The sequence below is a fragment of the Streptomyces sp. NPDC031554 genome, assembly GCF_055580685.1.
Genome location: NZ_JBVIKX010000006.1, coordinates 62,882 through 88,375 on the forward strand (window position 1 = coordinate 62,882; position 25,494 = coordinate 88,375).

Annotated in this window: 20 protein-coding genes; 5 read left to right on the forward strand and 15 right to left on the reverse strand. The window is 74.3% G+C overall.

Annotated elements, in window-relative coordinates; translation table 11 throughout:
- Nucleotides 1-39: 39 nt before the first annotated feature.
- On the reverse strand, nucleotides 40-1,266 hold the full coding sequence (locus ACZ5FU_RS17590) for an ROK family transcriptional regulator (protein ID WP_469045523.1): 1,227 nt from the start codon (nucleotides 1,264-1,266) through the stop codon (nucleotides 40-42).
- A 151-nt stretch (nucleotides 1,267-1,417) separates the two neighbouring features.
- Between ACZ5FU_RS17590 and ACZ5FU_RS17595 the strand changes: the two genes are divergently transcribed.
- Nucleotides 1,418-2,629, forward strand: a complete 1,212-nt coding sequence (locus tag ACZ5FU_RS17595) for an MFS transporter (protein WP_451528940.1) — start codon at nucleotides 1,418-1,420, stop codon at nucleotides 2,627-2,629.
- Here the strand turns inward: ACZ5FU_RS17595 and ACZ5FU_RS17600 are convergent.
- Nucleotides 2,589-3,047 (reverse strand): acyl-CoA thioesterase, encoded by a 459-nt coding sequence (locus ACZ5FU_RS17600; RefSeq protein WP_451528939.1) that lies wholly within the window; start codon nucleotides 3,045-3,047, stop codon nucleotides 2,589-2,591. The genes ACZ5FU_RS17595 and ACZ5FU_RS17600 overlap by 41 nt on opposite strands.
- 185 nt (nucleotides 3,048-3,232) lie before the next feature.
- Between ACZ5FU_RS17600 and ACZ5FU_RS17605 the strand changes: the two genes are divergently transcribed.
- Together ACZ5FU_RS17605 and ACZ5FU_RS17610 are read left to right on the forward strand one after the other, a co-directional pair.
- Nucleotides 3,233-4,612, forward strand: a complete 1,380-nt coding sequence (locus ACZ5FU_RS17605) for a uracil-xanthine permease family protein (protein WP_451528938.1) — start codon at nucleotides 3,233-3,235, stop codon at nucleotides 4,610-4,612.
- A 217-nt stretch (nucleotides 4,613-4,829) separates the two neighbouring features.
- Entirely contained in the window at nucleotides 4,830-5,582 is a 753-nt protein-coding gene (locus ACZ5FU_RS17610; RefSeq protein ID WP_468645588.1) for a DUF5995 family protein, read from the forward strand.
- Here the strand turns inward: ACZ5FU_RS17610 and ACZ5FU_RS17615 are convergent.
- The 8 genes from ACZ5FU_RS17615 to rpe all read right to left on the reverse strand — a co-directional run bounded on the left by ACZ5FU_RS17615 (nucleotide 5,579) and on the right by rpe (nucleotide 14,371).
- Nucleotides 5,579-7,276, reverse strand: a complete 1,698-nt coding sequence (locus ACZ5FU_RS17615; protein WP_469045524.1) for a flavin monoamine oxidase family protein — start codon at nucleotides 7,274-7,276, stop codon at nucleotides 5,579-5,581. The two genes, ACZ5FU_RS17610 and ACZ5FU_RS17615, sit on opposite strands and share 4 nt — an antisense overlap.
- 49 nt (nucleotides 7,277-7,325) lie before the next feature.
- Entirely contained in the window at nucleotides 7,326-8,114 is a 789-nt protein-coding gene (locus tag ACZ5FU_RS17620; protein WP_451781254.1) for a carbon-nitrogen hydrolase family protein, read from the reverse strand.
- A gap of 210 nt (nucleotides 8,115-8,324) precedes the next feature.
- Complete coding sequence (locus ACZ5FU_RS17625; RefSeq protein WP_468837599.1) at nucleotides 8,325-9,575, reverse strand: MFS transporter; 1,251 nt, start codon at nucleotides 9,573-9,575, stop codon at nucleotides 8,325-8,327.
- 215 nt (nucleotides 9,576-9,790) lie between these two features.
- Complete coding sequence (locus tag ACZ5FU_RS17630) at nucleotides 9,791-10,243, reverse strand: Lrp/AsnC family transcriptional regulator (RefSeq protein ID WP_451781250.1); 453 nt, start codon at nucleotides 10,241-10,243, stop codon at nucleotides 9,791-9,793.
- A gap of 210 nt (nucleotides 10,244-10,453) precedes the next feature.
- Nucleotides 10,454-11,896, reverse strand: a complete 1,443-nt coding sequence (locus ACZ5FU_RS17635) for a GuaB1 family IMP dehydrogenase-related protein (protein WP_468645582.1) — start codon at nucleotides 11,894-11,896, stop codon at nucleotides 10,454-10,456.
- Nucleotides 11,897-11,916: 20 nt separating this feature from the next.
- A complete protein-coding gene (locus ACZ5FU_RS17640) occupies nucleotides 11,917-12,375 on the reverse strand; it encodes a barstar family protein (RefSeq protein WP_468645580.1) in 459 nt (152 codons plus the stop codon).
- A 165-nt stretch (nucleotides 12,376-12,540) separates the two neighbouring features.
- The gene (locus ACZ5FU_RS17645; RefSeq protein WP_451528930.1) at nucleotides 12,541-13,584 is read right to left on the reverse strand and encodes a sugar-binding transcriptional regulator; all 1,044 of its coding nucleotides are present in this window, start codon (nucleotides 13,582-13,584) and stop codon (nucleotides 12,541-12,543) included.
- A 100-nt stretch (nucleotides 13,585-13,684) separates the two neighbouring features.
- Entirely contained in the window at nucleotides 13,685-14,371 is a 687-nt protein-coding gene (rpe, locus tag ACZ5FU_RS17650; protein ID WP_451528929.1) for a ribulose-phosphate 3-epimerase, read from the reverse strand.
- A 14-nt stretch (nucleotides 14,372-14,385) separates the two neighbouring features.
- Here rpe and ACZ5FU_RS17655 point away from each other — a divergent pair, with 14 nt between their 5' ends.
- Entirely contained in the window at nucleotides 14,386-16,665 is a 2,280-nt protein-coding gene (locus ACZ5FU_RS17655) for an MMPL family transporter (RefSeq protein WP_469045525.1), read from the forward strand.
- On the opposite strand, the gene ACZ5FU_RS17660 is transcribed toward ACZ5FU_RS17655, so the two are convergent.
- Together ACZ5FU_RS17660 and fmt are read right to left on the reverse strand one after the other, a co-directional pair.
- Entirely contained in the window at nucleotides 16,646-18,064 is a 1,419-nt protein-coding gene (locus tag ACZ5FU_RS17660) for an RsmB/NOP family class I SAM-dependent RNA methyltransferase (RefSeq protein WP_451528927.1), read from the reverse strand. The two genes, ACZ5FU_RS17655 and ACZ5FU_RS17660, sit on opposite strands and share 20 nt — an antisense overlap.
- Nucleotides 18,065-18,258: 194 nt before the next feature.
- Complete coding sequence (gene fmt / locus ACZ5FU_RS17665) at nucleotides 18,259-19,191, reverse strand: methionyl-tRNA formyltransferase (protein ID WP_451528926.1); 933 nt, start codon at nucleotides 19,189-19,191, stop codon at nucleotides 18,259-18,261.
- Between the two features lie 280 nt (nucleotides 19,192-19,471).
- On the opposite strand from fmt, the gene ACZ5FU_RS17670 reads away from it, so the two are divergent.
- On the forward strand, nucleotides 19,472-20,017 hold the full coding sequence (locus ACZ5FU_RS17670) for a hypothetical protein (protein ID WP_451781246.1): 546 nt from the start codon (nucleotides 19,472-19,474) through the stop codon (nucleotides 20,015-20,017).
- A gap of 473 nt (nucleotides 20,018-20,490) precedes the next feature.
- Here the strand turns inward: ACZ5FU_RS17670 and ACZ5FU_RS17675 are convergent, their stop codons facing one another.
- The 3 genes from ACZ5FU_RS17675 to coaBC all read right to left on the reverse strand — a co-directional run bounded on the left by ACZ5FU_RS17675 (nucleotide 20,491) and on the right by coaBC (nucleotide 25,458).
- The gene (locus tag ACZ5FU_RS17675; RefSeq protein ID WP_468645576.1) at nucleotides 20,491-22,662 is read right to left on the reverse strand and encodes a primosomal protein N'; all 2,172 of its coding nucleotides are present in this window, start codon (nucleotides 22,660-22,662) and stop codon (nucleotides 20,491-20,493) included.
- 148 nt (nucleotides 22,663-22,810) lie between these two features.
- The gene (gene metK, locus ACZ5FU_RS17680) at nucleotides 22,811-24,019 is read right to left on the reverse strand and encodes a methionine adenosyltransferase (protein ID WP_366057805.1); all 1,209 of its coding nucleotides are present in this window, start codon (nucleotides 24,017-24,019) and stop codon (nucleotides 22,811-22,813) included.
- 236 nt (nucleotides 24,020-24,255) lie between these two features.
- Nucleotides 24,256-25,458, reverse strand: coding sequence for a bifunctional phosphopantothenoylcysteine decarboxylase/phosphopantothenate--cysteine ligase CoaBC (gene coaBC / locus ACZ5FU_RS17685; RefSeq protein WP_451528923.1), 1,203 nt, complete (start codon nucleotides 25,456-25,458; stop codon nucleotides 24,256-24,258).
- Nucleotides 25,459-25,494 lie beyond the last annotated feature (36 nt).

A 25,494-nucleotide genomic window follows, 5' to 3' on the forward strand; every position in this document is an offset into this window, starting at 1 on the left:
CGCACGATCCGGCCGCCGCACGGTCCGGCCCCCGGGAGGTCAGCCGTCGTGGGCCCCGAACAGGTCCTCCTGGGCGGACTCCCGCGCCGTCAGCAGCGCGCCGCGCAGCACCGCCGCGCCGCCCAGGGGGCTCGGGCGCACCTGGGTGGGGAGCGGCGCCATCCGCCGCAGCCGTTCCGCCACCCGGGCCGCGAGGTTCTCGCCGCCGGCCCGGCCGACCTCCCCGCCCAGGACCACGCACCCGGGGTCGAGGACGGCCACGACGGAGGCGGCGCCGATGGCCAGCCGGTCGGCGAGGGCGTCCAGGAAGCGGGCGCGGGCCCGGTCGGAGCCGCCGCCGCGGGCGCCCGGGCCGGCGTCGGCCCCCGCCACCGCCGCCCGTACCAGGCCGGCCGCCTCCGGTTCGCCGGGCACCGGGTGCGGGACCGGCCCCAGCCCGTGCTCCCGCGCCAGCGCCGCGACCGCCGCCGAACCGGCCAGGGAGTGGAAGCCGCCCTCGCAGTCCGTGGCCGACGGCAGGCCGGTGGTACCGGGGACCGGCAGGAAACCGATCTCGCCGGTGCCGCCGGAGGCCCCCCGGCGCAGGGCGCCGTCCAGGACCACGGCCGCGCCCGTGCCGTGGCCCAGCCACAGCAGCACGAAGGTGTCGCGGTCCCGGGCGCCGCCCTCGCGCTGTTCGGCCAGGGCGGCGAGGTTGGTCTCGTTCTCGACGGTGACGCGGGCCGCGGGCAGCCGTTCCTGGAGGGCGGCCACCAGACGGCGGTGCCAGGCGGGCAGGCCGGAGGAGTCGCGCAGTTCGCCGCTGGCCGGGTCGATCAGGCCGGGCGCGCCGATGCCGACGGTGTGCAGCCGGCCGGCCCCGGCCTCCTTCACGGCCCGTTCCACCAGGGTGACCGCCTGTTCCACGGCGGGCCCGGTGCCGATGTCGCCGCCGATGGGCACGGACGCCTCGGCGAGCACCCGTCCGACCAGGTCGGAGACCAGCACGGCGACGCCCTCGGTGCGGACGTCCAGCGCCGCCAGATGGGCCCGGTCCGCGAGGATGCCGTAGAGCCGGGCGTTCGGGCCGCGCCGCTGCTCCCCCGCCTCGCCCACGACCTCGATCAGGCCGGAGACGGTGAGACGTTCGACGAGGTCGGCGACGGTGGGCCGGGACAGGCCGGTGAGCTGTTTCAACTGCCCCGCCGTCAGGGGGCCTTCGTCCTGCAGGAGCCGCAGGGCGAGCCGGTCGTTGATGGCCCGGGCGGTGCTCGGGGATGCGGGCATGCGCGGAATCCTCCCATGGACGCCGGAGCGTCACCCCGGACCGGCCTCTATTTATCAGGCAGGGTTCCTGATAGTTTACGCGGGCGCCGCGCTGACGCGGCCCGCGCACGGCACCCCGCCGGGCGGCACACCGGCGAGGAGGGGCCCGGGAATGAGCGAAACGGCGTATGCACCGTCGAAGGTACGGTCGGCCCGGTACGCGGTGGCCGCCGTGTTCACCGTGCACGGCGCGGTCACCGGCTCCTTCGCCACGCGGGTGCCGTGGATCCAGGACCACGCCTCCGTGAGCGCCGGCACGCTCGGCTTCGCCCTGGCCTTCACCGCGTTCGGAGCGGCCTGTGCCATGCCGCTGGCGAGCCGGATCACCCACCGCCTCGGCAGCCGGGCCGCCCTGCGCGCGCTGCTGGCGCTGTGGACGCTGGCGCTGGTCCTGCCTTCCCTGGCGCCGGACATGCTCACCCTGTGCCTGGCGATGTTCGTCTACGGCGCCACCGCGGGCATGGCCGACGTGGCGATGAACGCCCTCGGCGTGGAGGTCGAGCGACGGCTCGAGAAGTCGATCATGTCGGGGCTGCACGGCATGTGGAGCGCGGGCGCGCTGCTCGGCTCCGCGGCCGGCACCCTCGCCGCGCACCTGGGCACGGACGCGCGCCTGCACCACGTCCTGGCGGCGGCCGTCCTCACCGCGCTCGGTCTCCTGGCCTGCCGGTGGGTGCTCGACCTGCGGCCCACCGAGGACGAGGAGCCCCCGCCGCGCTTCACCCTGCCGCCCCGCTCGGCGCTGCTGATCGGCGCGGTCGGGTTCTGCGCGGTCTTCGCGGAGGGCGCGAGCCTGGACTGGTCGGCGGTCTACCTGGACGACCACCTCGGCACCTCGGCCGGCCTCGCCGCGGCCTGCACGACCGGCTTCATGCTCACCATGGCGGTGGCCCGGATCCTGGGGGACGCCGTGGTGAACCGGTTCGGCGCGGTCCGCACGGTCCGCGCGGGCGGGGTGCTGGCCGCCGCGGGCGGCCTGCTGATCGTGGTGGCGGACCACCCGGCGACGGCCATCGGCGGGTTCGGGATGATGGGCCTCGGCATCGCCGTCGTCGTCCCGCTGTGCTTCGCGGCCGCCGGGCACAGCGGACCGAACCCCAGCCAGGCCATCGCGGGCGTCGCGACCATCACCTACACCTCGGGGCTGATCGCCCCGAGCCTGATCGGCGGGGTGGCGCAGGCGACCAGCCTGATGGTGTCGTTCGGCGTGGTGACGGTGCTGGCGTTCGGGCTCGTGGTGTTCGCGGGTGTGCTGCGCGGCGGCGAGCGTACGCCGGTGAAGGTCAGTCCGCCGGACGCAGCAGTGCCCGGCCCGCGCTCCTGAACGCCTCGCTCCACGGCGCCGGGCGCATGGTCGCGGGATCGAGGCGGACCAGGACGCGGGTGCCGTGCGCGTAGGTGAGCGCCCCGTCGGCCGAGCAGAACCGGAAGCCGTAGGTCAGGCCGGTGTTGCCGAGCCGCTCCAGCCACAGGTGGACGGCGTAGGCGCCCGGCCTGGTGACGGGCGCCTCGTAGCCGATGCGCAGTTCCTTCACGGCGTTGCAGGCGTCGCCGGCAGCCGCCCAGTCCCCCTCGAAGCGCACCCCGTGCTCCTGCCACAGCTCGGTCCAGGCCCGCTCGACCATCAGCGGGTAGCGGGCGTTGTGCAGCAGTCCGAGCGCGTCGAGGTCGTCGAAGTGGACGGTGACGGGCATCAGCCGGCCGTGGGACAGGGCGGGGGCGGCCGGGGCTTCGGCGGTCACGGGCGGGGCTCCTGGGGGCGAAGGGGGCGGACGAGGAAGATGTACGAGGCAATCACCCCTATCCTAAGCGGTCGCTCACCCTCCGGATCCGCGTGAGAATGGGCCGGACATCCGCACCGCGCCGAACGACTTCCGCACCGCGCCGGGACGGCTCGCGCGCCGCACGAACGAAAGCGAAAACCCCCATGGATCTTGGCGTCCGCTGGAAACTGCACGGCGACGGGCGCACGCCGGAGCCCGGAGCGGTGGTCCGCCCCGACGAGCGGCTCTCCTGGCCCCGCACGGCCGGTCTCGGCGCACAGCACGTGGTGGCCATGTTCGGGGCGTCCTTCGTGGCCCCCGTCCTGATGGGCCTGGACCCCAACCTGGCCATCATGATGTCGGGCGTCGCGACCGTGATCTTCCTGCTCGCGACCCGCGGCCGGGTGCCCAGCTACCTCGGCTGCTCGCTGTCGTTCGTGGGCGTCGCGGCGGTCATCCGCGCCCAGGGCGGCACGAGCGCCACCGTCACCGGCGCGGTCCTCGTCGTGGGTGTGGCGCTCTTCCTCGTGGGGGTGGCCGTCCAGCGGTTCGGCGCCCGGATCATCCACGCGGCGATGCCACCGGTCGTGACGGGCGCGGTCGTGATGCTGATCGGCTTCAACCTCGCCCCCGTCACCGCCTCCACCTACTGGCCGCAGGACCAGTGGACGGCCCTGCTGGTCATGCTGTTCACCGGTCTGGCCGTGGTCTGCCTGCGCGGCTTCTGGTCCCGCATCGCGATCTTCCTCGGTCTGGTCTTCGGCTACGGCATCTCCTGGGCGTTCGACCGGATCTTCGGCCGGATCCACTCGGCGGACGCGAGCGGCGAGGTCGTCGACCACTGGCGCCTGGACCTCTCCGCCGTGGGCCGGGCCGACTGGATCGGCCTGCCGTCCTTCCACGGGCCGAGCTTCGAGTGGTCGGCGATCCTGGTGGCCCTGCCCGTCGTCATCGCGCTGGTCGCGGAGAACGCCGGGCACGTCAAGGCGGTCGGCGAGATGACCGGCGACTCGCTGGACGACAAGCTGGGCACGGCGATCTCGGCCGACGGCCTCGGCTCCGTGCTGTCCACGGCGGTCGGCGGCCCGCCCAACACCACGTACTCCGAGAACATCGGCGTGATGGCCGCGACCCGGGTCTACTCCACGGCCGCCTACTGGGCCGCGGCGGGCTTCGCGCTGCTGTTCGGACTGTGCCCCAAGTTCGGCGCGGTGGTGGCCGCGATCCCGGGCGGCGTCCTCGGCGGCATCACCGTCATCCTGTACGGCATGATCGGCCTGCTCGGTGCCCAGATCTGGCTCAACGCCGGGGTGGACCTGCGCAACCCGCTGAACCTGGTCCCGGCCGCCGCGGGCATCATCATCGGCGTCGGCAACGTCACCATGGAGTTCACCGACACCTTCTCGCTCAGCGGCATCGCCCTGGGCACCCTGGTCGTCATCACCGGCTACCACGCGCTGCGCGCCTTCGCCCCCGCCCACCTCAAGACCCAGCCGCCGCTCCTCGACGAGGGCACCAGTTCCTACGACGAGGCCGGCTCGTAGAAGTACCGGGGCGCCGCCCGCCCGGCCACCGTCGCGGCCGGTGCGGCGCCCCGCCGTCCGGCTCACGGCCCGCGCGTGCCATCCGGCCCGCACGGCACGCGCCGTCCGGCTTCCCGCGCCGTCCGGCAGCCTCCCGCGCCGGGACCCGTTCGCCCGTTCCGGGGAAGCAGCGGGCCGGCGGGCCCACCGGCCCGTCCGGGGCTGCGACCCTGCCTGCATGCCGCACCCGCAACAGTTCGTCCCTCCCCCCGGCAACCCCGTCGACGGGGTGCTCTCCCGCATGCGCGCCCTCGACGCGGCCCTCCCGCCGCAGGACGGGATCGCCGTCTTCAACCGCTTCCGTCTCGCCGTGACCGAGGAGGCGGACCGGCACGTCGGCACCGGCCGGTCCGGCGCCCTCCGGACCGCGGTCACGCCGGACCTCCGGTTCGCCGAGCGCTACCTCGCCGCCGTCGACGCGGCCGCGGCCGGCCACCGCCCGCCGGCCTGCTGGCGCCCGCTGTTCCAGCTCCGCCGCCATCCGGGCGTACGCCCACTGCAGTTCGCGCTCGCGGGCGTCAACGCCCACGTCGGGCACGACCTCGCGCTCGCCGTCGTGGACGCCTGCCAGGCCCTGGGCTGCGAACCGGCCGCGCTGGAGGACGAGTTCGACCGGGCGGGCGATCTCCTCACGGCGCTGGAGGAGCGGGTGCGCGAGGACCTGGTGCCCGGCCCCGACCTGTTCCGGATCGCCGATCCGCTCACCCACCTGCTCGGCTCCTGGAGCCTGGAGCGGGCCCTCGACGCCGCCTGGTCCGCGGCCCGCGCCCTGTGGGCCCTGCGCCGTCTGCCGGACGTCGCCGGGGAGTTCACCGACCGCCTCGACGCGGCGGTCGGCTTCGCGGGCCGCATGCTCCTGACCCCCCTGCCGGACCGGCCGGCCGGCGCGGGCCCGCCCGGGCCCCCAGGCCGAGGAGCCGAGGGTGTCTAGTCCTCCGGCAGTTCGACCGGGGCGATCTCGTCGTACACGTCGCCCGGGCCGGGGTTGGTCGTGTCCGTCGTCCCGCCGAGGTGGTGCATGACGCCCCACACCGCGTTGAGGGCGGTCTGGACGGCTCCCTCGGCCCAGCCCGCGGTCCAGGAGATGTCGTCGCCGGCGAGGAAGATGCCCCGCTTGTCCTCGGGCAGCCGGTCCTGCATGAAGTGGGTGAACAGGCGCCGCTGGTAGCGGTAGTGGCCGGGCAGGTTGGCCTTGAACGCGCCCATGAAGTAGGGCTCGTTCTCCCAGGAGACGGTGACCGGGTTGCCGATGACGTGCTTCCTGATGTCGACGTTCGGGTAGATCTCGCCGAGCGACTTGAGCATGACCTCCATCCGCTCGTTCGCGGACAGCGGCAGCCACTTCAGGCTGTCGTCGCACCAGGTGTAGGACAGGCAGATGACGGCGGGCCTGTCCGGGCCGTCGTCGAGGAGGTAGGTGCCGCGGGTCATGCGGTCGGTGAGCGTCATCGACATGACGTCCCGGCCCGTGCGCGCGTCCTTGTCCAGCCAGAAGGGACGGTCCACGGGCACGAAGAGCTTGGAGCTCTCCATGTAGTGGGTGCGTTCGATCGCCGTCCAGTGGTCGATCGGGAAGAGCGAGTCGTCGCAGGCGATCTTCGACAGCAGCATCCAGGACTGGGCGGTGAAGACCGCCGCCCGGTAGGTGCGGATGTCCCCGTCGGCGTCGGTCACGGTGATCCGGTTGCCGGCGGTGCGGTTCAGGCGGGTCACGGCCGGGCGGGGCTCGCCGCCCTCGTGGAGCGAGGCCAGCGAGGTGCCGTACGGCCAGTGGATGGTCTTCTCCGGCTCGCGCTCCCACAGCCGCAGCGGCAGTTGCTGGGAGCCGCCGACGATGCCGCGGTGGTGGTCGTCGGCCTCGGTGTAGACGACGCGGAGTATCTCCAGGATGGAGTTGGGGAAGTCGGTGTCCCAGCCGCCGGTACCGAAGCCGACCTGGCCGAAGATCTCGCGGTGCCGGAAGGACGTGAAGGACTCGGAGTCGCAGAGGAAGCCGTAGAAGGTCTGGTTGTCGAGCTTCTCGACGAGCTTCGCCCAGATCTCGCGGATGCGCGGCACGTCGCGCTCGCGCATGGCCTGGTTCATGTCGGAGAAGTCGGCGCCCTCCTCCAGGCACCTGTTCCAGGCGGCGGCGACGTCGCGGTAGACCTGCGGCAGGTCGTCGATCGTCTCGGCGTAGTGGGACTCGCCCTTGAGGTCGACGACGGTCGAGGGCGTGGCCTCGGCGAGCGGGTTGGGGAACGGGCGGGTCTCGAGGCCCACCAGGTCGATGTAGTGCTGCAGGGCCGTGGAGGACGGCGGGAAGCGCATCGCGCCCATCTCGGCGGTCAGCGAGGGGTCGCAGCCGTCGAAGCCCACCGTGCGCAGCCGTCCGCCGATCCGGTCGGCCTCGTACACGACGGGCTTGAGGCCCATCTTCATCAGCTCGTAGGCGGCGACGATCCCGGACAGTCCGCCGCCGATCACGGCGACCTCGGTGCCGTGCTCGGTGGCCGGTACCTGGCCGAGGCCCGCCGGGTGGGCGAGGAAGTCGTCGTAGGCGTAGGGGAAGTCCGGGCCGAACATCGTGATCGGCGGCTGCTCCTCGTCTGCGTGCTCGACGGCGTTGGGCACGGTGGACGTCATGGGGTGCGGACTCCTTGCGGCGACGAGGAAGAGGAAGAGGACGGGGGTGTCAGACCAGGGACCCGTAGAGGCCGGGGCGGCGGTCCTTCAGGTAGGGGTTCGCCTCTCGGGAGGCGGCCACGAAGGCGGGGTCGGCGTCGGCGAACACGAGTTCCTCGTCGCGTCCGGCGCGGGCGCGGGCGACGCCGTCGGGACCGGCCAGGGTGGAGAGTCCGACGAACTCGAACTCCCCTTCCTGGCCGACCCGGTTGACGTAGGCGACGTACATCTGGTTCTCGAAGGCGCGCACCGGGATCATCGACTCGGCGACGAACTGGAAGGGGTGCATCTGTGCCGTCGGCACCACCAGCAGGCCGGTGCCGGCCAGGGCGTGGGCGCGGACGTTCTCCGGGAACTCGACGTCGTAGCAGATCATGAGGCCGACGGTCAGGCCGCCCAGTTCGGCCTGGACGACGGGCCGGTCGCCGGGCGTGAACCGGTCGCGCTCGAAGCAGCCGAAGAGGTGGGTCTTGCGGTAGTTCGCGAGGCGGGACCCGTCGGCGGAGATCAGCTGCGCGGCGTTGTACACCGTCCCGCCGTCACGCTCCGGGTATCCGTAGGCGACCGCGAGACCGTGCCGGCCGGCGAGGTCGGCGACCGCGTCCGCGGAGTCGCCGTCGGCGGGCTCGGCGAGACGGGCGACGTCGTCACCGATCGCGTACCCGGTCAGGAACATCTCCGGCGCGACCAGCAGTCCGGCACCCGCGGCGGCGGCGCGGCCGGCGGCCTCGTCGAGGACCTCGAGGTTCTCGACGACGGAGCCGGGGCGGCCGGAGCTCTGGAGCAGGGCGATGCGCATGCGTGTTCCTCACCGGAGGCGGAAGGTGTGGGGGACACCTAGACGCTACGGTCCGCTGACCAGGGCGGACAAGGAGGAGCCGTTGCGCGGTGGTGAGCTGTTCGTTGCGTGCGGGAGGCGCGGGGCGGCGATTCGTTGCGCGGCACCGCGCCCGGGATCACCGCTGCGGGCCCACCGTCGCGGGACCGCCCCGGGTCCTTGGTCGCGGGATCACCACGAGGTCCCCGCCGCGGGCTCCGCGCCGTGGGGTCCGCGGCGTACGGCCACCAGCAGCGCGGTCGCCAGGCAGGGCGCCGCGAACAGCGCGAAGGCGGTGCCGTGCGCGGTGGCCGAGGCGAGCGGGGCGTAGGTGACGTACACCGCGATGGTGGTGAGTTCGGTGCCCAGGCCCGCGACGGAGGTGAGGGTGGCCCGTCCGGCGCCCTCGATGCACCGCTGGAGGCGGGCGTCGGCCAGTACCGTCGCCAGCTGGAAGCCGCCGAAGGCCAGGGCCACCAGCGTCAGGCCGGCCGGTGTGCCTGCGCCCGCTCCGGCGGCGAGGGCGAGCGCGGAGGCCGCGAGCAGCGCGGCGAACCCCTTGCGGCCCAGGCGTTCGGCGGGCCCGGCCAGCAGGCTTCCGGCGGTGACGCCGGCCCAGATCGTCATCAGCAGGTGAGGGACCGCCGCGTCGGAGGCGCCGGTGTCCCGCGCCAGCAGCGGGGTGTACTCGTCGAGCGCGCCCCAGACGGCGGCGACGGCCGGGACGAGCAGGAGGGCGCCGCGCACCGAGCGGTCGCGGCGGGCCTCGGCGAGGCCCGCCCGCAGCGTCGCCGCCCAGCCCTCGCCACCGTCACCGTCCCCGTGCGCGCCTGTGCCTGCGGGGCCGGGGGCACGGTGTTCGGGGAAGCGGGTCGCCGTCGCGGCGCACAGCAGGCAGGCCAGCACGCTGGCCGCGCCGACCGCCGGATAGCCGTACCCCGCGAACACCGGGCCGGCCAGGGCCATGGCCGTCATCACCGCGGCCTGTCCGGCCGCATGGGCCCGGCCCATGAGGCGGGCGTACCGGTCCGTCGCGCCGAGCCGCTCCAGCTCCTCGTAGACCAGGGCCTCCAGGGCGCCCGAGCCGAGCGCCCCGCGCGCGCCCCACAGCACGAAGCCGGCGGCGAAGGCCCCGTACGACGGGAACAGCACCCACAGCGCGAAGCCGGCCGCGCCCAGCAGCGGGCCCAGCCACAGCGGCAGCCGGCGGGAGACGGCGTCCGCCCAGACGCCGGAGGGGACCTCCAGCAGGACGCCGGTCGCCGACCACAGGACGAACAGTGAGGACGTCTGCGCGAGGGACAGGCCGGTGTCGGCGAACAGCAGCGCGTACACCGGGTAGAGCAGGACGAACTCGTCCAGGAACGCGTAGCCGTACAGCGTGGTGGTGAGCCGCCGCACGCCGGGGGCTCCGGCGGGCGCGCGCACGGGTGAGTGAGTCATGAGGCCTTCCCGCAGGGACGTTTCGGACACCGGGGGTACGGCGTCCGAGGCGGTCCTCGGGAGGCACGGCTGCTGGATCAATGTCGCCAGGTCATGGGACCGAGGGTAGCCCCGGGCCCGGCCCGCTCACCAGCGCTTCGCGAAGCTGCCGGCCTCGGAACCGGCGGCCCTCGGGGCGACGGCGCTCAGGGCGACGGCCCTCGAGGCGGCGGCCCTCAGGTCGGCGAGCCGGAGGAGAAGCGGCGCAGCAGCGGGGAGAGCACCAGCACCGACTTCGTGCGCTCCACGAAGGGCTCCCCCGCGATCCGCTCCAGCACCCGCTCGAAGTGGCGCATGTCGGCGGCGAAGACCTGGGCGATCGCGTCCGCCTCCCCGGTGACGGTGGAGGCGGCCACGACTTCCTGGTAGCGCTCCAGGCCCCGCTGGATGGTCTCCGGCGAGGTGTTGCGCCGGCAGTGGATCTCGACGTACCCCTCGGTCTCCCAGCCCAGGGCCGCCGGGTCGACGCGCACCGTGAACCCGGTGATGGCCCCGGTGGTGCGCAGCCGGTCCACACGCCGTTTGACGGCGGGCGCGGAGAGGCCGACGAGCTGCCCGATGTCCGCGTAGGAGCGGCGGGCGTCCTCGGCGAGGGCGTGCACGATGCGTTCGTCGAGATCGTTCAGCACTGCGGGTCGTTCACTTCACTTCGGATGACGCGAGGCGGGAGCGGCGGTGGCCGTAGAGGAAGTAGAACACGAGCCCGACCGCCGTCCGGACACCGAAGACCATTCAGAGGACGCCGGGGGCGCGGGCCGGTCGGCGGCGCGGAAGACGCGGGCCCGGCGACGGCCGGACCCGCCCCGTCCTCACGGCGGCGGCACCGCCCCGCCGGGCGCTCAGCTCCAGCTGGCGTGCAGGGGCTGGCCCTCCGCGTAGCCGGCCGCGCTCTGGAGGCCGACCACGGCCTTCGCGGCGAACTCCTCCAGGGAGGCGGCACCGGCGTAGGTGCAGGAGGAGCGGACGCCCGCGACGACCGAGTCGATCAGGTCCTCGACGCCCGGGCGGTCCGGGTCGAGGAACATGCGGGAGGTGGAGATGCCCTCCTCGAACAGCGCCTTGCGGGCCCGGTCGTACGCCGACTCCTCGGAGGTGCGGTTGCGCACGGCGCGCGCGGACGCCATGCCGAACGACTCCTTGTAGAGCCGCCCGCCGGCGTCCTGCTGGAGGTCGCCCGGGGACTCGTAGGTGCCCGCGAACCAGGAGCCGATCATCACGTTGGACGCGCCGGCCGCGAGGGCCATCGCCACGTCGCGCGGGTGGCGGACGCCGCCGTCGGCCCACACGTGCTTGCCGTACTTCGCCGCCTCGGCCGCGCACTCCAGGACCGCGGAGAACTGCGGCCGGCCCACGCCGGTCATCATGCGGGTGGTGCACATGGCGCCGGGGCCGACACCGACCTTGATGATGTCGGCTCCCGCCTCGACGAGGTCCTTGACGCCCTCGGCGGAGACGATGTTGCCGGCGACGACCGGGACCTGCGGATCGAGGTCGCGCACCAGCCGGATCGCGCTGATCATCGACTCCTGGTGGCCGTGGGCCGTGTCGATGACGAGGGTGTCGACGCCCGCGTCCAGGAGCAGCTTGGCCTTCTCGGCGAAGTCTCCGTTGATGCCGACGGCGGCGGCGATCCGCAGCCTGCCCCGCGCGTCGGTGGCGGGCGTGTACAGGGTGGCGCGCAGGGCGCCCCTGCGGGTGAGGATGCCGGCCAGCCGGCCCTCGGCGTCGACCGCGGGGGCGTAGCGCCGGTTGGCCGCGTCGAGGGTGTTGAAGGCCTCGCGGGGGTCGATGTCCGCGTCCAGGAGCAGCAGGTCCTTGGACATGACCTCGGTGAGCTGGGTGAAGCGGTCGACGCCGGTGAGGTCGGCGTCCGTGACGACACCGACGGGGCGGTCGTCCCCGTCGACGACGACGCCCGCGTTGTGCGCACGCTTGGGCAGCAGGGCCAGCGCGTCGGCGACGGTCTGGTGCGGGGCGAGCACGATCGGGGTGTCCAGCACGAGGTGGCGGCTCTTGACCCAGGAGATGACGTCGGTGACGACGTCGATCGGGATGTCCTGCGGGATCACCACGAGGCCGCCGCGCCGCGCCACGGTCTCGGCCATCCGGCGCCCGGCGACGGCGGTCATGTTGGCCACGACCAGCGGGATCGTGGTGCCCGTGCCGTCCGGGGAGTTGAGGTCCACGCCCAGACGCGATCCGACCGCGCTGCGGCTCGGGACCATGAAGACGTCGTCGTACGTGAGGTCGTACGCGGGCTGGATGTCGTTGAGGAAACGCACGTGCCGCACATCCCAGTCGATCAGAGGTGACCCCCGGACCGGCCGGCCAGGGGGAAGAGCACGTACTTCATTGTCCCATGAGAGCCGTGATGTCCGGCCCGGGAGAATCGTCCAGGCCGGTCGGGAGGGGGTTCGGAGGATCGTCCGAGGGATACCCGCGGAACACGCCGTCCAAGCGGCCGGGGCGCCCTGGGGGCGAGCGCCACGGACGGCTCCGGCGTGCGGTCCACGGCCTGCGCGAAGACCTCTTCGGCGAGAGCCCGCTCCCGCGCGTTCTGCCGCGCGTACGGCCGCCGGCCCCGTACGACGAGCAGCAGCCCCCGGCCGGCGCACCCGGAGGGCCACACCCCGAGGCCGGCGAGGGAGCCGGCGAGCGCGTCCCCGTTGCGGCCGAACCACTCCGGGAGGTCCAGGGCCCGGGCGGCACGGTCCATCAGGCCCGCCTGGTCCGTGACCCCGTCGAGGTCCGGCGTGACCACGTGCTGTGTCGTCGTCGTCTCGGTACCGTCCTGACGAGTCGGGGGATCGTCGGTGCAGCGGTGCGCGGGCGGGCGGGAAAGCGGACGGGGGACGGCCGCGGCAGTGTGCGTCGACACTGCCGCGGCCGTCCCCCCGTGCGCTTCCCGACCTGCCGTCGGGGGCGGTCAGGCCCCGTCGGGGTCCGCCCGGTTCAGGGCGGGCCTGGGCGTCGGACCCGCCGTCATCAGGTAGTCCGCGGCCGAGGTGTCGGTCACCAGGCTGGTGACGAGCCCCGAGCGCAGCACCGCGTCGATGGCGGCCGCCTTGCGCTGCCCGCCCGCGATCGCGACGACCTCGGGGATACGACGGAGCTGGTCCGCCTTGACGGTGATGCACCGCTCGCCGAGGTCCCGGCCCACCCGGCGCCCCTCGGAGTCGAAGAGGTGCGCGGACATCTCGGCGGCGACCCCGAGCGAGGCGTAGTGCGCCCGCTCCTCGTCGCTGAGCATGTCGTGCACCGTCGAGATCCCCGGCTCCCAGGAACCGATGGAGACGCAGGCGACCGTGACCTTGTCGAAGTACTCGAAGGCCCGGGCGATCCCGGTCTGGTGGCGCAACGCGATCGCGGTGGCCGCGTCCGGCAGCAGCATCGGCGCGTAGATGGGGTGCGCGTCGCCGCCGGACACCTGGGCGGCGCGGCGGACGGCCTCGACCGAGCCGCGCTCGGCGGTCCCGGCGTCGTACACGCCCGTCAGCTGCACCACCGTGCAGGGCGGCAGCCGGTCCAGGGCCGCCGCCATGTGGATGGTGGACCGGCCCCAGGCCAGGCCCAGGACGTCCCCCTCGTCGACCAGTTCGCCGAGCAGGTCGGCGGCCACCTCCCCGAGGTTCTCGGGGTCGGGCGACTCCTCGGCGTCGGCCGGGGACTCGACCACCACGGCGTGCCTGAGGCCGTACCGGGCGCGGAGCGCGTCCGAGCGCTCGGCGTCCAGTTCGGCGGGGACGCGGATCTCGATCCGTACGAGATCCCGTTCGAGAGCGGTCTCCAGGACCCGGGCCACCTTGAAGCGGCTGACGCCGAACTCCTCGGCGATCTGGATCTTGGATTTGCCCTCGAGGTAGAAGCGGCGGGCCATGGCCGCCGCCTGCACCAGCTCAGCGGGTCCCATCCGCATGGCTGACCGGCCCGCCGACATACCCGACACGGCGATCTCCTCACTGCTGTTCACACTCTGGATTCGCCGTTCATCCTTGCAGATGCGGCGCGCTCGATCGGCCCTGATCGCGGCCGTTCACCTTCCCTTGGTCCTGTGGTGGCCCACCCGTCCGTCAGTGGGCGCACGCCCAGGACGCCCCGGCGGTCGCCCTCTCCGCCTGCGTGCGCAGTGCACGTACCGCCTCGGCCGGGTCCTGCGCCCCGTAGACCGCCGAGCCGGCGACGAAGACGTCGGCGCCCGCCTCGGCGCACCGCTCGATGGTGGAGGCCGAGACCCCGCCGTCCACCTGGAGCCAGAGCTCGAGACCGTGCTTGCTGATCAACTCGCGGGTGCGGCGGATCTTCGGCAGCATGATGTCGAGGAACGCCTGTCCCCCGAAGCCCGGTTCGACCGTCATGATCAGCAGCATGTCGAGTTCGGGGAGCAGGTCCTCGTACGGCTCGACGGGCGTGGCCGGCTTCAGCGCCATGGAGGCGCGCGCACCCTTGGCGCGGATCTCACGGGCGAGCCGGACCGGCGCGGCGGCCGCCTCGACGTGGAAGGTGACGGAACCGGCCCCCGCCTCGACGTACCGGGGCGCCCAGCGATCGGGGGCCTCGATCATCAGATGGCAGTCCAGCGGGGTGTCCGTCGCACGGGCCAGGGATTCCACGACCGGCACACCGAGCGTGAGGTTCGGGACGAAATGGTTGTCCATGACGTCGACGTGAAGCCAGTCGGCTCCTTCGACCGCCTTCGCCTCGTCCGCGAGGCGGGCGAAGTCGGCGGACAGGATGCTGGGGTTGATCTGCGCGGCCATGACCCAAGACTGCCATGTCCGGGCACGTTCGTTCGCCCCGGTCCACAACCGGGACGTCCGCCGGACGCTGCGCGGGAGCCCCGCGTGCCGTCCTGGGCGCCCCACCGGTACCACGTTCGGGAACGGGGGCAGGTGTGAGGCAGCTCGGCGTCTGGAAGAGGGGCGCCGTCCGGCTCGTCTGCGGACGGCGGTCCAAGTGGCTGATCCTGGTCCTCTGGCTGGTCGTCCTGGTGATCGCGGCGCCCTTCGGCGCGAAGCTGAACGAGGCGCAGGACAACGACGCCCAGTCCTGGCTGCCGGGCTCCGCGGAGTCCACCCGGGTCCTCAGCCTCTCCGAGGAGTTCCGGCCGGAGCAGATCCCGGCGGTCGTCGTCTACGCGCGCGCCGACGGGCTGACCGACCAGGACCGGCGGCGGATCGCCGAGGACGTGCGCGAGGTGAGCGCGCTGCGCGCGCACGGCATCCTCGGCGCGGAGGTCAAGGGCCCGGTCTTCGACCGGCCGGCGGCACCGCGGGCCGCCCAGATCTACGTGCCCATCGTCATGGACGCGCAGGGCTGGCAGCGCATCGCCCCCGCGGTCGACTCCATCCGCGACGATGTGGGCCGGGGCGAGGACGGACTCACCGTTCACATCACGGGGCCCGGCGGCACGTCGGCCGACTTCTCCAAGGCCTTCGAAGGCATCGACAGCACACTGCTGTTCTCCGCGATGGCCGTCGTGGTCGTGATGCTCCTGTTCACCTTCCGCAGCCCGGTCCTGCTGTTCGTGCCGCTGCTCGGGGTGGTGGCCGCGCTGTTCACGGCCCAGGCGCTGATCCACGTCCTCGCCACGCACGCCGGCCTGACCGTCAACGGCCAGAGCGCGGGCATCCTGACGGTGCTCGTCTTCGGCGCGGGCACCGACTACGCCCTGCTGCTGGTCGCCCGCTACCGGGAGGAACTGCGCCGTCATCACGACCGGCACGAGGCGATGGAGCTGGCCCTGGGCCGCGCCGGTCCGGCGGTCGTCGCCTCCGGCGCCACCGTCGTGCTCAGCATGCTGGTGCTGCTGGTGGCCGAGATGAACTCGACCCGGGGCCTGGGCCCGGTCGCCGCCATCGGTGTCGCGGTCGCCCTGCTGGCGATGCTCACCCTCTTCCCGGCCCTGCTGCTCGTCCTCGGCCGCTGGATCTTCTGGCCGGCCGTCCCGCACGAGGGGTCCGCCGACCCCACGACGGGGGGCGTGTGGGCCCGTACCGGCCGCCGTATCGCCCGCCGGCCCCGCATGGTGTGGGGTGTCACGGCCGCGGTGCTGGCGGCCCTGTCCCTGGGGCTGCTGCAGCTGCGCGCGGCGGGCATCGCCAACGCGGACGCCCTCACCGGCGAACCGGACTCGATCGTGGGGCAGAAGGTGTCGGCCCGCTACTTCCCGGCGGGCGCCGGCGATCCGCTGGTGATCGTGTCGAACGCGGACCGGGCCGGACAGGTGGGCCGCGCGGTCGCCGCGGCTCCGGGCGTCGTCCCGGCGAGCGTCGGCACACCGCCCGGGACCGCGCCCGAGCACGACGGGAAGGTGCTGCTGGAGGCGACGATGCGCGCCCCCGCCGACAGTTCCGCGGCCAAGGCGACCGTGGAGCGCGTGCGCGACGCGGTGCACGCCGTGCCCGGCGCCGACGCCCGGGTGGGCGGCGGCACCGCGGCCCTGCTGGACATGGACGAGGCCCAGACCCACGACAACTACCTGGTCATCCCGCTGGTCCTGGTCGTGGTGCTGCTCGTGCTCGGTGTGCTGCTGCGCGCCCTGGTGGCACCGCTGCTGCTGATCGGGACGGTGGTGCTGTCCCTGGCCACCGCGCTCGGAGTGAGCGCCCTCGTCTTCCGTCACGTCTTCGACTACGCGGGCGAGGACGTGGCCTTCCCGCTGTTCGTGTTCGTGTTCCTGGTGGCGCTGGGCATCGACTACAACATCTTCCTGACGACGCGCATCCGCGAGGAGGCGGTCCGGCGGGGCACCCGGCCGGGCGTGGTGACCGGCCTGGCCACGACCGGAGCGGTGATCACCTCGGCCGGTCTGGTCCTGGCCGGCACCTTCGCCGCGCTCGGCACGCTTCCCGTCCTGGGCTTCGCCGAGATCGGCTTCGCGGTCGCGCTGGGTGTCCTGCTGGACACCTTCGTCGTCCGCTCCGTCCTGGTCACCGCGCTCTTCCTGGACGTGGGTGAGAAGGTGTGGTGGCCGCACCCGCTGGCCCGCCGGAACGACGCGGCGGCGCGGACGTCCCGGCCGGGAGCGCGGGTCAGCCGGTCCTCCGAATGAGCGCCAGGTACATCGCGTCGGTCCCGTGCACGTGCGGCCACAGCTGGACGTCCGGCCCGTCACCGAGGGCGGGCACGCCCGGGAGCAGGGGCCTCGCGTCGACCAGTTCGGTCTCCGGGAACTGCTTGAGCAGGTCGGCGACGACGGCCCGGGTCTCCGCCAGGTGCGGGGAGCAGGTGGCGTACCCGACGACGCCCCCGACCCGTACGGACTCCAGCGCGGTCCGCAGCAGGCCGCGCTGCAGGGGGGCGAAGCCGTCCAGGTCCTCGGGCCGGCGCCGCCAGCGCGCCTCGGGCCGGCGGCGCAGGGCACCGAGCCCGGTGCAGGGGACGTCCATCAGCACCCGGTCGAAGGACCCGGGCCGCCACGGCGGCCTCGTCCCGTCGGCGGCGATGACCTGGTACGGGCCGGGGTTCCCGGCGAGCGCCTTGGCCACGAGGCCGGCCCGGTGCGGCTGCTTCTCCGAGGCGAGCAGCACGGCGCCGCGTTCGGCGGCGAGCGCCGCCAGCAGCGCGGCCTTGCCGCCGGGTCCGGCGCAGCCGTCGAGCCAGCGCGTGTCGGGCCCTTCCAGCGGCGCGCCGGCGAGCGCGAGCGCGACCAGCTGGCTCCCCTCGTCCTGGACGCCCGCGCGCCCGGACCGCACGGCCTCGATCGCGCCGGGTTCGCCGCCCTCGGCGAGCCGCACGGCGTACGGCGACCAGCGTCCGGGGACGGCGGCCTCCTCGCGCAGCAGCTCGTCCGTCGTGGCCCGTCCGGGCCGGGCGACCAGGGTCACCTCGGGCCGCTCGTTGTCGGCCGCCAGCAGTTCCTCGATGCCGGCCCGGCCGCCGCCGAGGGAGTCCCACAGCGCGGAGACGACCCAGCGCGGGTGCGAGTGGACGACGGCGAGGTGGTCCTCGGGGTCGTCGTCGTAGGGCGGCGCGATCTTCTCGACCCAGGTGTCGAGGTCGTGCCGGGCGACCTTGCGCAGGACGGCGTTGACGAACTTGGCCCGCCCGTCGCCGAGCACCACCCGCGCCAGCTCGACGGAGGCGGACACGGCGGCGTGCGTCGGGATCCGGGTCCCGAGCAGCTGGTGGGCACCGAGGCTCAATACGTCGAGCACGGGCGGGTCGACCTCCCGCAGCGGCCGGTCGACGCAGGCGGCGACGATCGCGTCGTACGTCCCCTGCCGGCGCAGCGTCCCGTAGACCAGCTCGGTGGCGAGGGCGGCGTCCCGTCCGTCGAAGTCCCCGTTCGCCCGCGCCTTGCGCAGCAGCGGCGGCAGCACGAGGTTGGCGTAGGCGTCCCGCTCGTCCACGGCCCGCAGCACCTCGAACGCGAGGAAGCGGACGGGGTCCTTCTTGGGCCGACGGTGGGGCTTGCCGGTGGTGCGGGGAGGGCGGGGCTGCTCGCTCACGAAAAAGGTGCTCCGGATTGCAGGACGACGGTACGCCCAGCCTACGACGGCCGGACGGGCCCCGGTGCGGGAGCGTCGCGCCCCCGGACGTGCCGCCGGGCCCTCTCCGGGCCGCCCGCCCGGCCCCCGTTCCCGTGCCTGTTCCGCTCCCGTGCCCGCTCCCGGCGGCCGCCGCGCCGGCCGCGGGGCCGGGACTACTCGCCCGCCCGCTCGCCGTCCGTGATGCGCACCCCGCGGGCCCAGTCGGCCGCCCGCATCGGCTTCTTGCCCTGCGCCTGCACCCACAGCAGCTCGACGGCGTGCGATCCGGTGCCGACGTGCACGCTGTTCTTGCCGACGGCCAGGGCGCCCGGCGCGAGGTCGTCGCGTCCCGGGGCGGTCCGCACCTGGATGAGCTTCAGCCGCTCACCGCGGAACGTCGTCCAGGCGCCCGGCGCGGGGGTGCAGCCGCGCACGACCCGGTCGACGCGCAGCGCCGGAGCGGCCCAGTCGACCTGTGCGTCCTCGACGCCGATCTTCGGCGCGAGGGTGATGCCGTCCTGCGGCTGCGGCACGGCCTTCAGCGAGCCGTCCTCGATCCCGTCCATGGTGGCGGCGAGCAGCCCGGCGCCGGCGAACGCCAGACGGGTGAGCAGGTCACCGCTGGTGTCGGCGGGCCGGATCTCCTCGGTCACCGTGCCGTAGACGGGTCCGGAGTCCAGTCCCTCCTCGATGAGGAAGGTGGAGGCGCCGGTGATCTCGTCCCCCGCCATGACGGCGTGCTGCACGGGCGCGGCCCCCCGCCAGGCCGGCAACAGCGAGAAGTGCAGGTTGACCCAGCCGTGGGCCGGGATGTCGAGGGCCGCCCGGGGCAGCAGGGCGCCGTAGGCGACGACGGGACAGCAGTCCGGGGCGATCTCCCCGAGCCGCGCCAGGAACTCCGGCTCGCGCGGCCGGGCCGGCTTCAGCACCTCGATCCCGGCCTCCTCGGCCCGCTGCGCCACGGGGGAGGCGACCAGCCTGCGTCCCCGCCCCGCCTGCGCGTCGGGCCGCGTGACGACGGCGGCCACCTCGTGCCGCCCGGAGGCGAGCAGGGCGTCCAGAGCGGGAACGGCGACCTCGGGGGTACCGGCGAAGACGAGCTTCATGAGTGGGTACGGGCCTCTCGGAGGGAACGGACGACGGGCGACGCACAAGTTTATTGCGCCCCCGGGGAAAGCCGCCGACGGCACGGGCCGCCCACGGTCGTCCACGGCCGTCCAGGGGCTGCTCGACGCTCCTCGCCGGGGGCGTACGCATATGCCCATACGCCCCCACACCGTGACCAGCGGAGCGCATCCGCGTTGGTCAAGAAAGAGTTGACCACATCGGACCGCGCCCACCGCGGGCCGCTCCTTTCTCTTCAACGCCGGTTCGAGAGGCTTGTTCATGGCCGACCACGCAACCCACGACGCCCAGGCCCGTGCCAGCCTGCAACTGCTGGTGCGGGACATCGAGCGGGTCCGCCGGCAGGTGGACGCGCTGCGCACCCTGACGGCCCAGCTGGGCAACGTCTACCGTCCGCGCCGCTCCGGCCCGTCCACGGGCTTCGTCGTCTACGGACGCGCTCCCGCACCGACGGTCCGCCTCGCCCAGGAACTGCGGGACAGCGTCGAGACCCTGGTCACCGCGGCGGTGGACTTCGACCGCTCGCTCGGCTTCTCGTGGGACGCGGTGGGCTCCGCGCTCGGCGTCACCAAGCAGGCGGTGCACCGGCGCTACGGCGCCCGCCGTGCCGCCGACCGGACGGCCGCGGAGGCCGACCGGACGGCGGCCGAGACACCGGCCCCCCGCACGGTCGACGTGGGCGCCGGCATCTCCGTGGTCCCCACGGTCCCCGCGGCCCGCTCGATGCCGACCCAGCCGACGGCGGGCAGCCCCTCCCTGCGCGAGGACGTCAGACCGACGGCCTTCCCCGGCTCACGGAACGGCTGACCTCTCCCGCCCGCCCGCCTCCTCCGCCTGCCTCCTCCGCCTGCCTTCCTCGGCACGTCCGGGGGGGCGGACACATGCCGGGGCCCGCACCGCGCGGGCGTCCCGGGGATCAGGGTTCGGGGATCAGGGCTCGGGGACCGAGGGCGCGGAGCGGAGGAGGGCAGGGCGGCGGCACGCCCGCTCGGCGCGGCGCGCACCCGGAGGGGACCGCCGGCCGTGAGCCGTGTGCCTCGTGAGCCGTGTACCCGGTGGGCCGTGTGGGCCGTGGGACGCCTGCGGTCCGGACCCTGTGGCCGTGTGCCCGGCGGCCCCTGGCCCGTGACGCCTCGCCCGTGACGCCCGGCCCGGCCACCGACCGGTGCGACGTCCCTCCTGGCCCGGCCGACCTCTCCTTCCCGGCCGCCGGGCGCCGACCGCCTCAGCGCCCTCTGCCCCGGCCCTCCTGTCCGGCCCGGCACGGCCCTGCCCGGCCGTCACCCGATGTCCGGCGGATCCACCCGCACCCACACCGGCCCCGCGGCCCCCTCACCCCGCGAGGCCGCACCGCCCCGCGCCGTCCGCGCGGCCTGCGCCGCCTTGAGCGCGGCGGCCAGGGCGGCCCCCTTCCCCGGCGGCACCCGGACCAGCGCCCGCTCCCACTGCTCGCCGGGCGGCGGTGCCCCCGGCCGCCGGGTCCGCCCCGCGGGGGTGACCGGCAGGGGGACGGGTCCCAGCACCTCGGCCTCCCGGGGCAGCTCCACGGAGCCGAGGAAAGCGGCCACCGCCTCCCCCGGGCCGGCGACGGCCGCCATCCGCGACACCGGGGGAAAGCCCAGCTCGGCCCGTTCCGACAGTTCCCGCACGGCGTGTCCGACGGGGTCCCACCGCACCAGTGCCTGCACCGGCCGCAGGGTCGGCTCGGCGACGACGACCACGGTCCCCCCGTCGCCCTGGGGCCGCACCAGGGCGGCGGCCGCGATCCAGCGCCGCAGCGCGTCCTCCCCGGCCCGCAGGTCGGGCCGTCCGACCATGGCCCAGCCGTCCAGCAGCAGGGCCGCCGCGTACCCTCCCTCGGCGACGGGCTCGGCACCCGGTGTGCTCACCACGAGCGCGGGGGTGCCGGGCACGGTGTCCAGCACCTGCTCCCGTCCGGACGTGCGCACCGGTACGGCGGGGAACGCCCGGCCCAGTTCCTCGGCCGTCCGCCGTGCCCCGACGACCTGCGCGCGCAGCCGGAAACCACCGCACTCCGGACAGTGCCAGGCCCCCTCCTCGCGCCCGCACCAGCCACACCACAGCGCCCCGGCGTCCCGCGCCTCCAAAGGCCCGGAACAGTGCCGGCAGCGGGCGGGCGCCCGGCAGGCGGCGCACGCCATGCGCGGCACGTAACCGCGCCGCGGCACCTGCACGAGCACGGGACCGTGCCGCAGGCCCTCGCGGACGGCCTGCCAGGCGAGGCTGGGCAGCCGGGCCGCCCGGGCCGCCTCGTCCCGGGCGAGATCCTGGTCCCCCACGGTCCGCACCAGCGGCGCGGTCCGGCGCACCTGCTCCCGGCCGGCGACCAGCGGCCGCGCCCACCCGCTGTCGACGAGCTGCGCCCCCTCGACGGTGCAGCTCCACCCCCCCATCAGGAAACCGCACCCGTCCTGCGCCGCCCGCAGCAGCAGCACGTCGCGCGCGTGCGGCTGCGGGGAGTGCTGCTCGCTGTGGCTGTCGTCACCGTCGTCCCACACGGCGACCAGTCCCAGGTCGCGCACCGGCGCGAACATGGCGGCCCGCGTCCCGACGACCGCCCGCACACTCGCGCGCCGCACCGCGAGCCACTCCCGGTAGCGCTTCTCCGGCCCGGCGTCGGCGGTGAGCAGAGCGTGCCGCCCCTCCCCCAGCAACGCCGTCAGAGCGCCGTCCACCCGCGCGGCGGCCCGCCCGTCCGGTACGACGACGAGGGCGCCGCGTCCCGAGGCCAGCGTCGCGGCGACGGCCCGCGCCAGTTCCTCGCTCCACTCGGGACCGGGCAGCGCGTTCCACACCGCCCTCGGGGACCCTCCCCGGGCCAGCGCGTCGAGGAACGCGGCCCCGTGCTCGTACCGCCCCCAGGAGCCCGGTGGCGGCGCCTGCGGCGGGGGGAGGGGCGCGGGCGAGGGCCGCCGCTCGGCCCGGGCGCTGCGCGGCGGCACGGCCAGCTGGAGCACGTCCGCCAGGCTCCCCGCGTACCGGTCGGCGACGGAGCGCGCCAGCCCCAGCAGTTCCGGGCTCAGCACGGGCTCGGGCGAGACGACCTGGGCGAGGGCGGCCAGCGGCCCGGCGTAGTCCGACTCGGCGAGCCGCTCGACGAGGAACCCGTCGATCAGCCCGCCGCCCTCACGGCGCCCCTCGCGCACCCGTCCGCGGCCGGCCCCGAACCGCACCCGCACCCGCACGCCCGGCTGGGCGTCCGCGTCCAGCTCGGCGGGCACCGCGTAGTCGAAGTACCGGTCGAGGTGCAGGACGCCCTTGTCGACGAGCACCCGGGCGACCGGCATCCTCTCGGCGAGCGCGGCCCCCCGCCAGGTGCGCGGCTTCGCCCGCGGTGCCTTGGACTGCCGCACGCTCTCGCGGAGAAGCGCGAGCTGCTCCGGCGGTGCCCCGTCCCCGCCGTCCTCCCGCTGCCCGTTCTCGCCGCTCACGCCTGCATTCATACCAAACGCCGCCGACAACGGCCGTCCCCGAGCGCCCGTGCTCCCCCGCCCCGCCGGCCGCGGGGCCGCGCCGTGCAACGCCGAGGCCCGGCCTCCCTGGGGAAGCCGGGCCCGGTGCGTCGCGGTGGCGGTGGCCTCAGAGGCCCGCCGCCTCCTTCAGCGCGGCCACCCGGTCCGTGCGCTCCCACGTGAAGTCGGGCAGCTCGCGGCCGAAGTGGCCGTACGCGGCGGTCTGGGCGTAGATCGGGCGGAGCAGGTCGAGGTCGCGGATGATCGCGGCCGGGCGGAGGTCGAAGACCTCGTCGATGGCCTTCTCGATCTTCTCGGGGTCGATCTTGTGGGTGCCGAAGGTCTCGACGAACAGACCGACCGGCTCGGCCTTGCCGATCGCGTAGGCGACCTGGACCTCGCAGCGCGCGGCCAGGCCGGCGGCGACGACGTTCTTCGCGACCCAGCGCATCGCGTAGGCGGCGGAGCGGTCGACCTTGGACGGGTCCTTGCCGGAGAAGGCACCGCCGCCGTGGCGGGCGAAGCCGCCGTAGGTGTCGATGATGATCTTGCGGCCGGTCAGACCCGCGTCGCCCATCGGGCCGCCGATCTCGAAACGGCCGGTGGGGTTGACCAGCAGCCGGTAGTTCTCGGTGTCGATCTTGATGCCCTCGTCCAGCAGCGCCTTCAGCTCCGGCTCCACGACGAACTCGCGGATGTCGGGCGCGAGCAGCGAGTCCAGGTCGATGTCGGACGCGTGCTGCGAGGAGACGACGACGGTGTCCAGACGGACCGCCTTGTCGCCGTCGTACTCGATGGTGACCTGGGTCTTGCCGTCGGGGCGCAGGTAGGGGATGGTGCCGTTCTTGCGGACGTCCGAGAGGCGCTTCGACAGGCGGTGGGCCAGGAAGATCGGGAGCGGCATCAGCGTCGGCGTCTCGTCGGAGGCGTAGCCGAACATCAGGCCCTGGTCGCCCGCGCCCTGCCGGTCCAGCTCGTCGTCGTCACCCTCGACCCGCGTCTCGTACGCCGTGTCGACACCCTGGGCGATGTCCGGGGACTGCGCGCCGATGGACACCGAGACGCCGCAGGAGGCGCCGTCGAAGCCCTTCTTCGAGGAGTCGTAACCGATCTCCAGGATCTTGTCCCGGACCAGCTGCGGGATCGGCGCGTACGCCTTGGTGGTGACCTCACCGGCCACGTGCACCAGGCCGGTCGTGATCAGGGTCTCTACGGCGACCCGGGACGTCGGGTCCTCGCGCAGAAGCGCGTCGAGAATGGTGTCGCTGATCTGGTCAGCGATCTTGTCGGGGTGACCCTCGGTCACGGACTCCGAGGTGAACAGGCGACGGGACACAACGCTCCCTGGGGTTGCAGCGGCTGCTGGCTGATCATGGGCGGACGCGACGGGAGCTGCGCCCGGCGTCGTCCGACAACAGTTTATCGGTCGCGCTTCACCACCGGCCCACCCGTCTCGCCTCTCGGGAGCGCTGTGACCTGCGGCACACAGGCATTCTGCCGAATGCCTGCCGCTGTTGGCCAGAGGCGCCACGCCGAACGGGCGAGGGTCGGGGGACCGTGCGCATCAAACAATCACGCCAGCCGCCGCGTCACCAGGTCCCACACGATTTCGGCCAGCGCCTCCTTGGGGCCGTGCGGGACGGGGGTCTCGCTGCCGTCGGCGTCCAGGACGACCGCCTCGTTCTCCTCCGAGCCGAAGGTCCTGCGCTCCCCCACCTCGTTGACGACCAGCAGATCGCAGCCCTTGCGGCGCAGTTTCGCCCGGCCGTTGGCCAGCACCTCGTCGGTCTCGGCGGCGAAGCCGACGACCACCTGGCCGGGGCGGACGCGCTCCGCGGAGATCTCCGCGAGGATGTCCGGATTCCGCAGCAGGACGATGGGTTCCGGTTCCTGCCCGTCCTTCTTCTTGATCTTGCCCGACGCGTAGACGGCGGGCCGGAAGTCGGCGACCGCGGCCGCCATGACCACCGCGTCGGCGTCGGCCGCCGCCTTCAGCACCGCCTCGCGCAGCTGTACGGCGGTGCCGACCGAGACGACGTCGACGCCGGCGGGGTCGGGCAGCGCGGTGTTGGCCGCGACGAGCGTGACGCGGGCGCCGCGCGCGGCGGCGGTACGGGCGAGGGCGTAGCCCTGCTTGCCGGAGGAGCGGTTGCCGAGGAAGCGGACGGGGTCGAGGGGTTCGCGGGTGCCGCCCGCGCTGACGACGACGTGCCGCCCGGCCAGGTCGGGCTCCCGCGGCCCGCGGGCCAGGACGCGTCGGCAGACCTCGAAGATCTCGGCGGGGTCGGGCAGCCTGCCCTTGCCGGTGTCGGCGCCGGTGAGCCGGCCGACGGCCGGTTCCACGACGACGGCACCGCGGCGGCGCAGCGTCGCCACGTTCTCCTGGGTGGCCGGGTGCTCCCACATCTCGGTGTGCATCGCCGGGGCGAGGACGACCGGGCACCGGGCGGTGAGCAGGGTGTTGGTGAGCAGGTCGTCGGCCAGTCCGTGGGCGGCCTTGGCGAGCATGTCGGCGGTGGCGGGGGCGACGACCACGAGGTCGGCGTGCTGGCCGATGCGGACGTGCGGGACCTCGTGGACGTCGTCCCAGACCTCGGTGGAGACCGGGTGGCCGGAGAGGGCAGACCAGGTGGCCGCGCCGACGAAGTGCAGGGCGGAGGCGGTGGGGACGACGCGCACGTCGTGACCCGACTCGGTCAGCCTGCGCAGCAGCTCACAGGCCTTGTAGGCGGCGATGCCGCCACTGACCCCGAGCACGACCTTGGGTTTGTCCACCGTCTCTCCCCGGACCTCGGAAACCGTGCGCCGCGG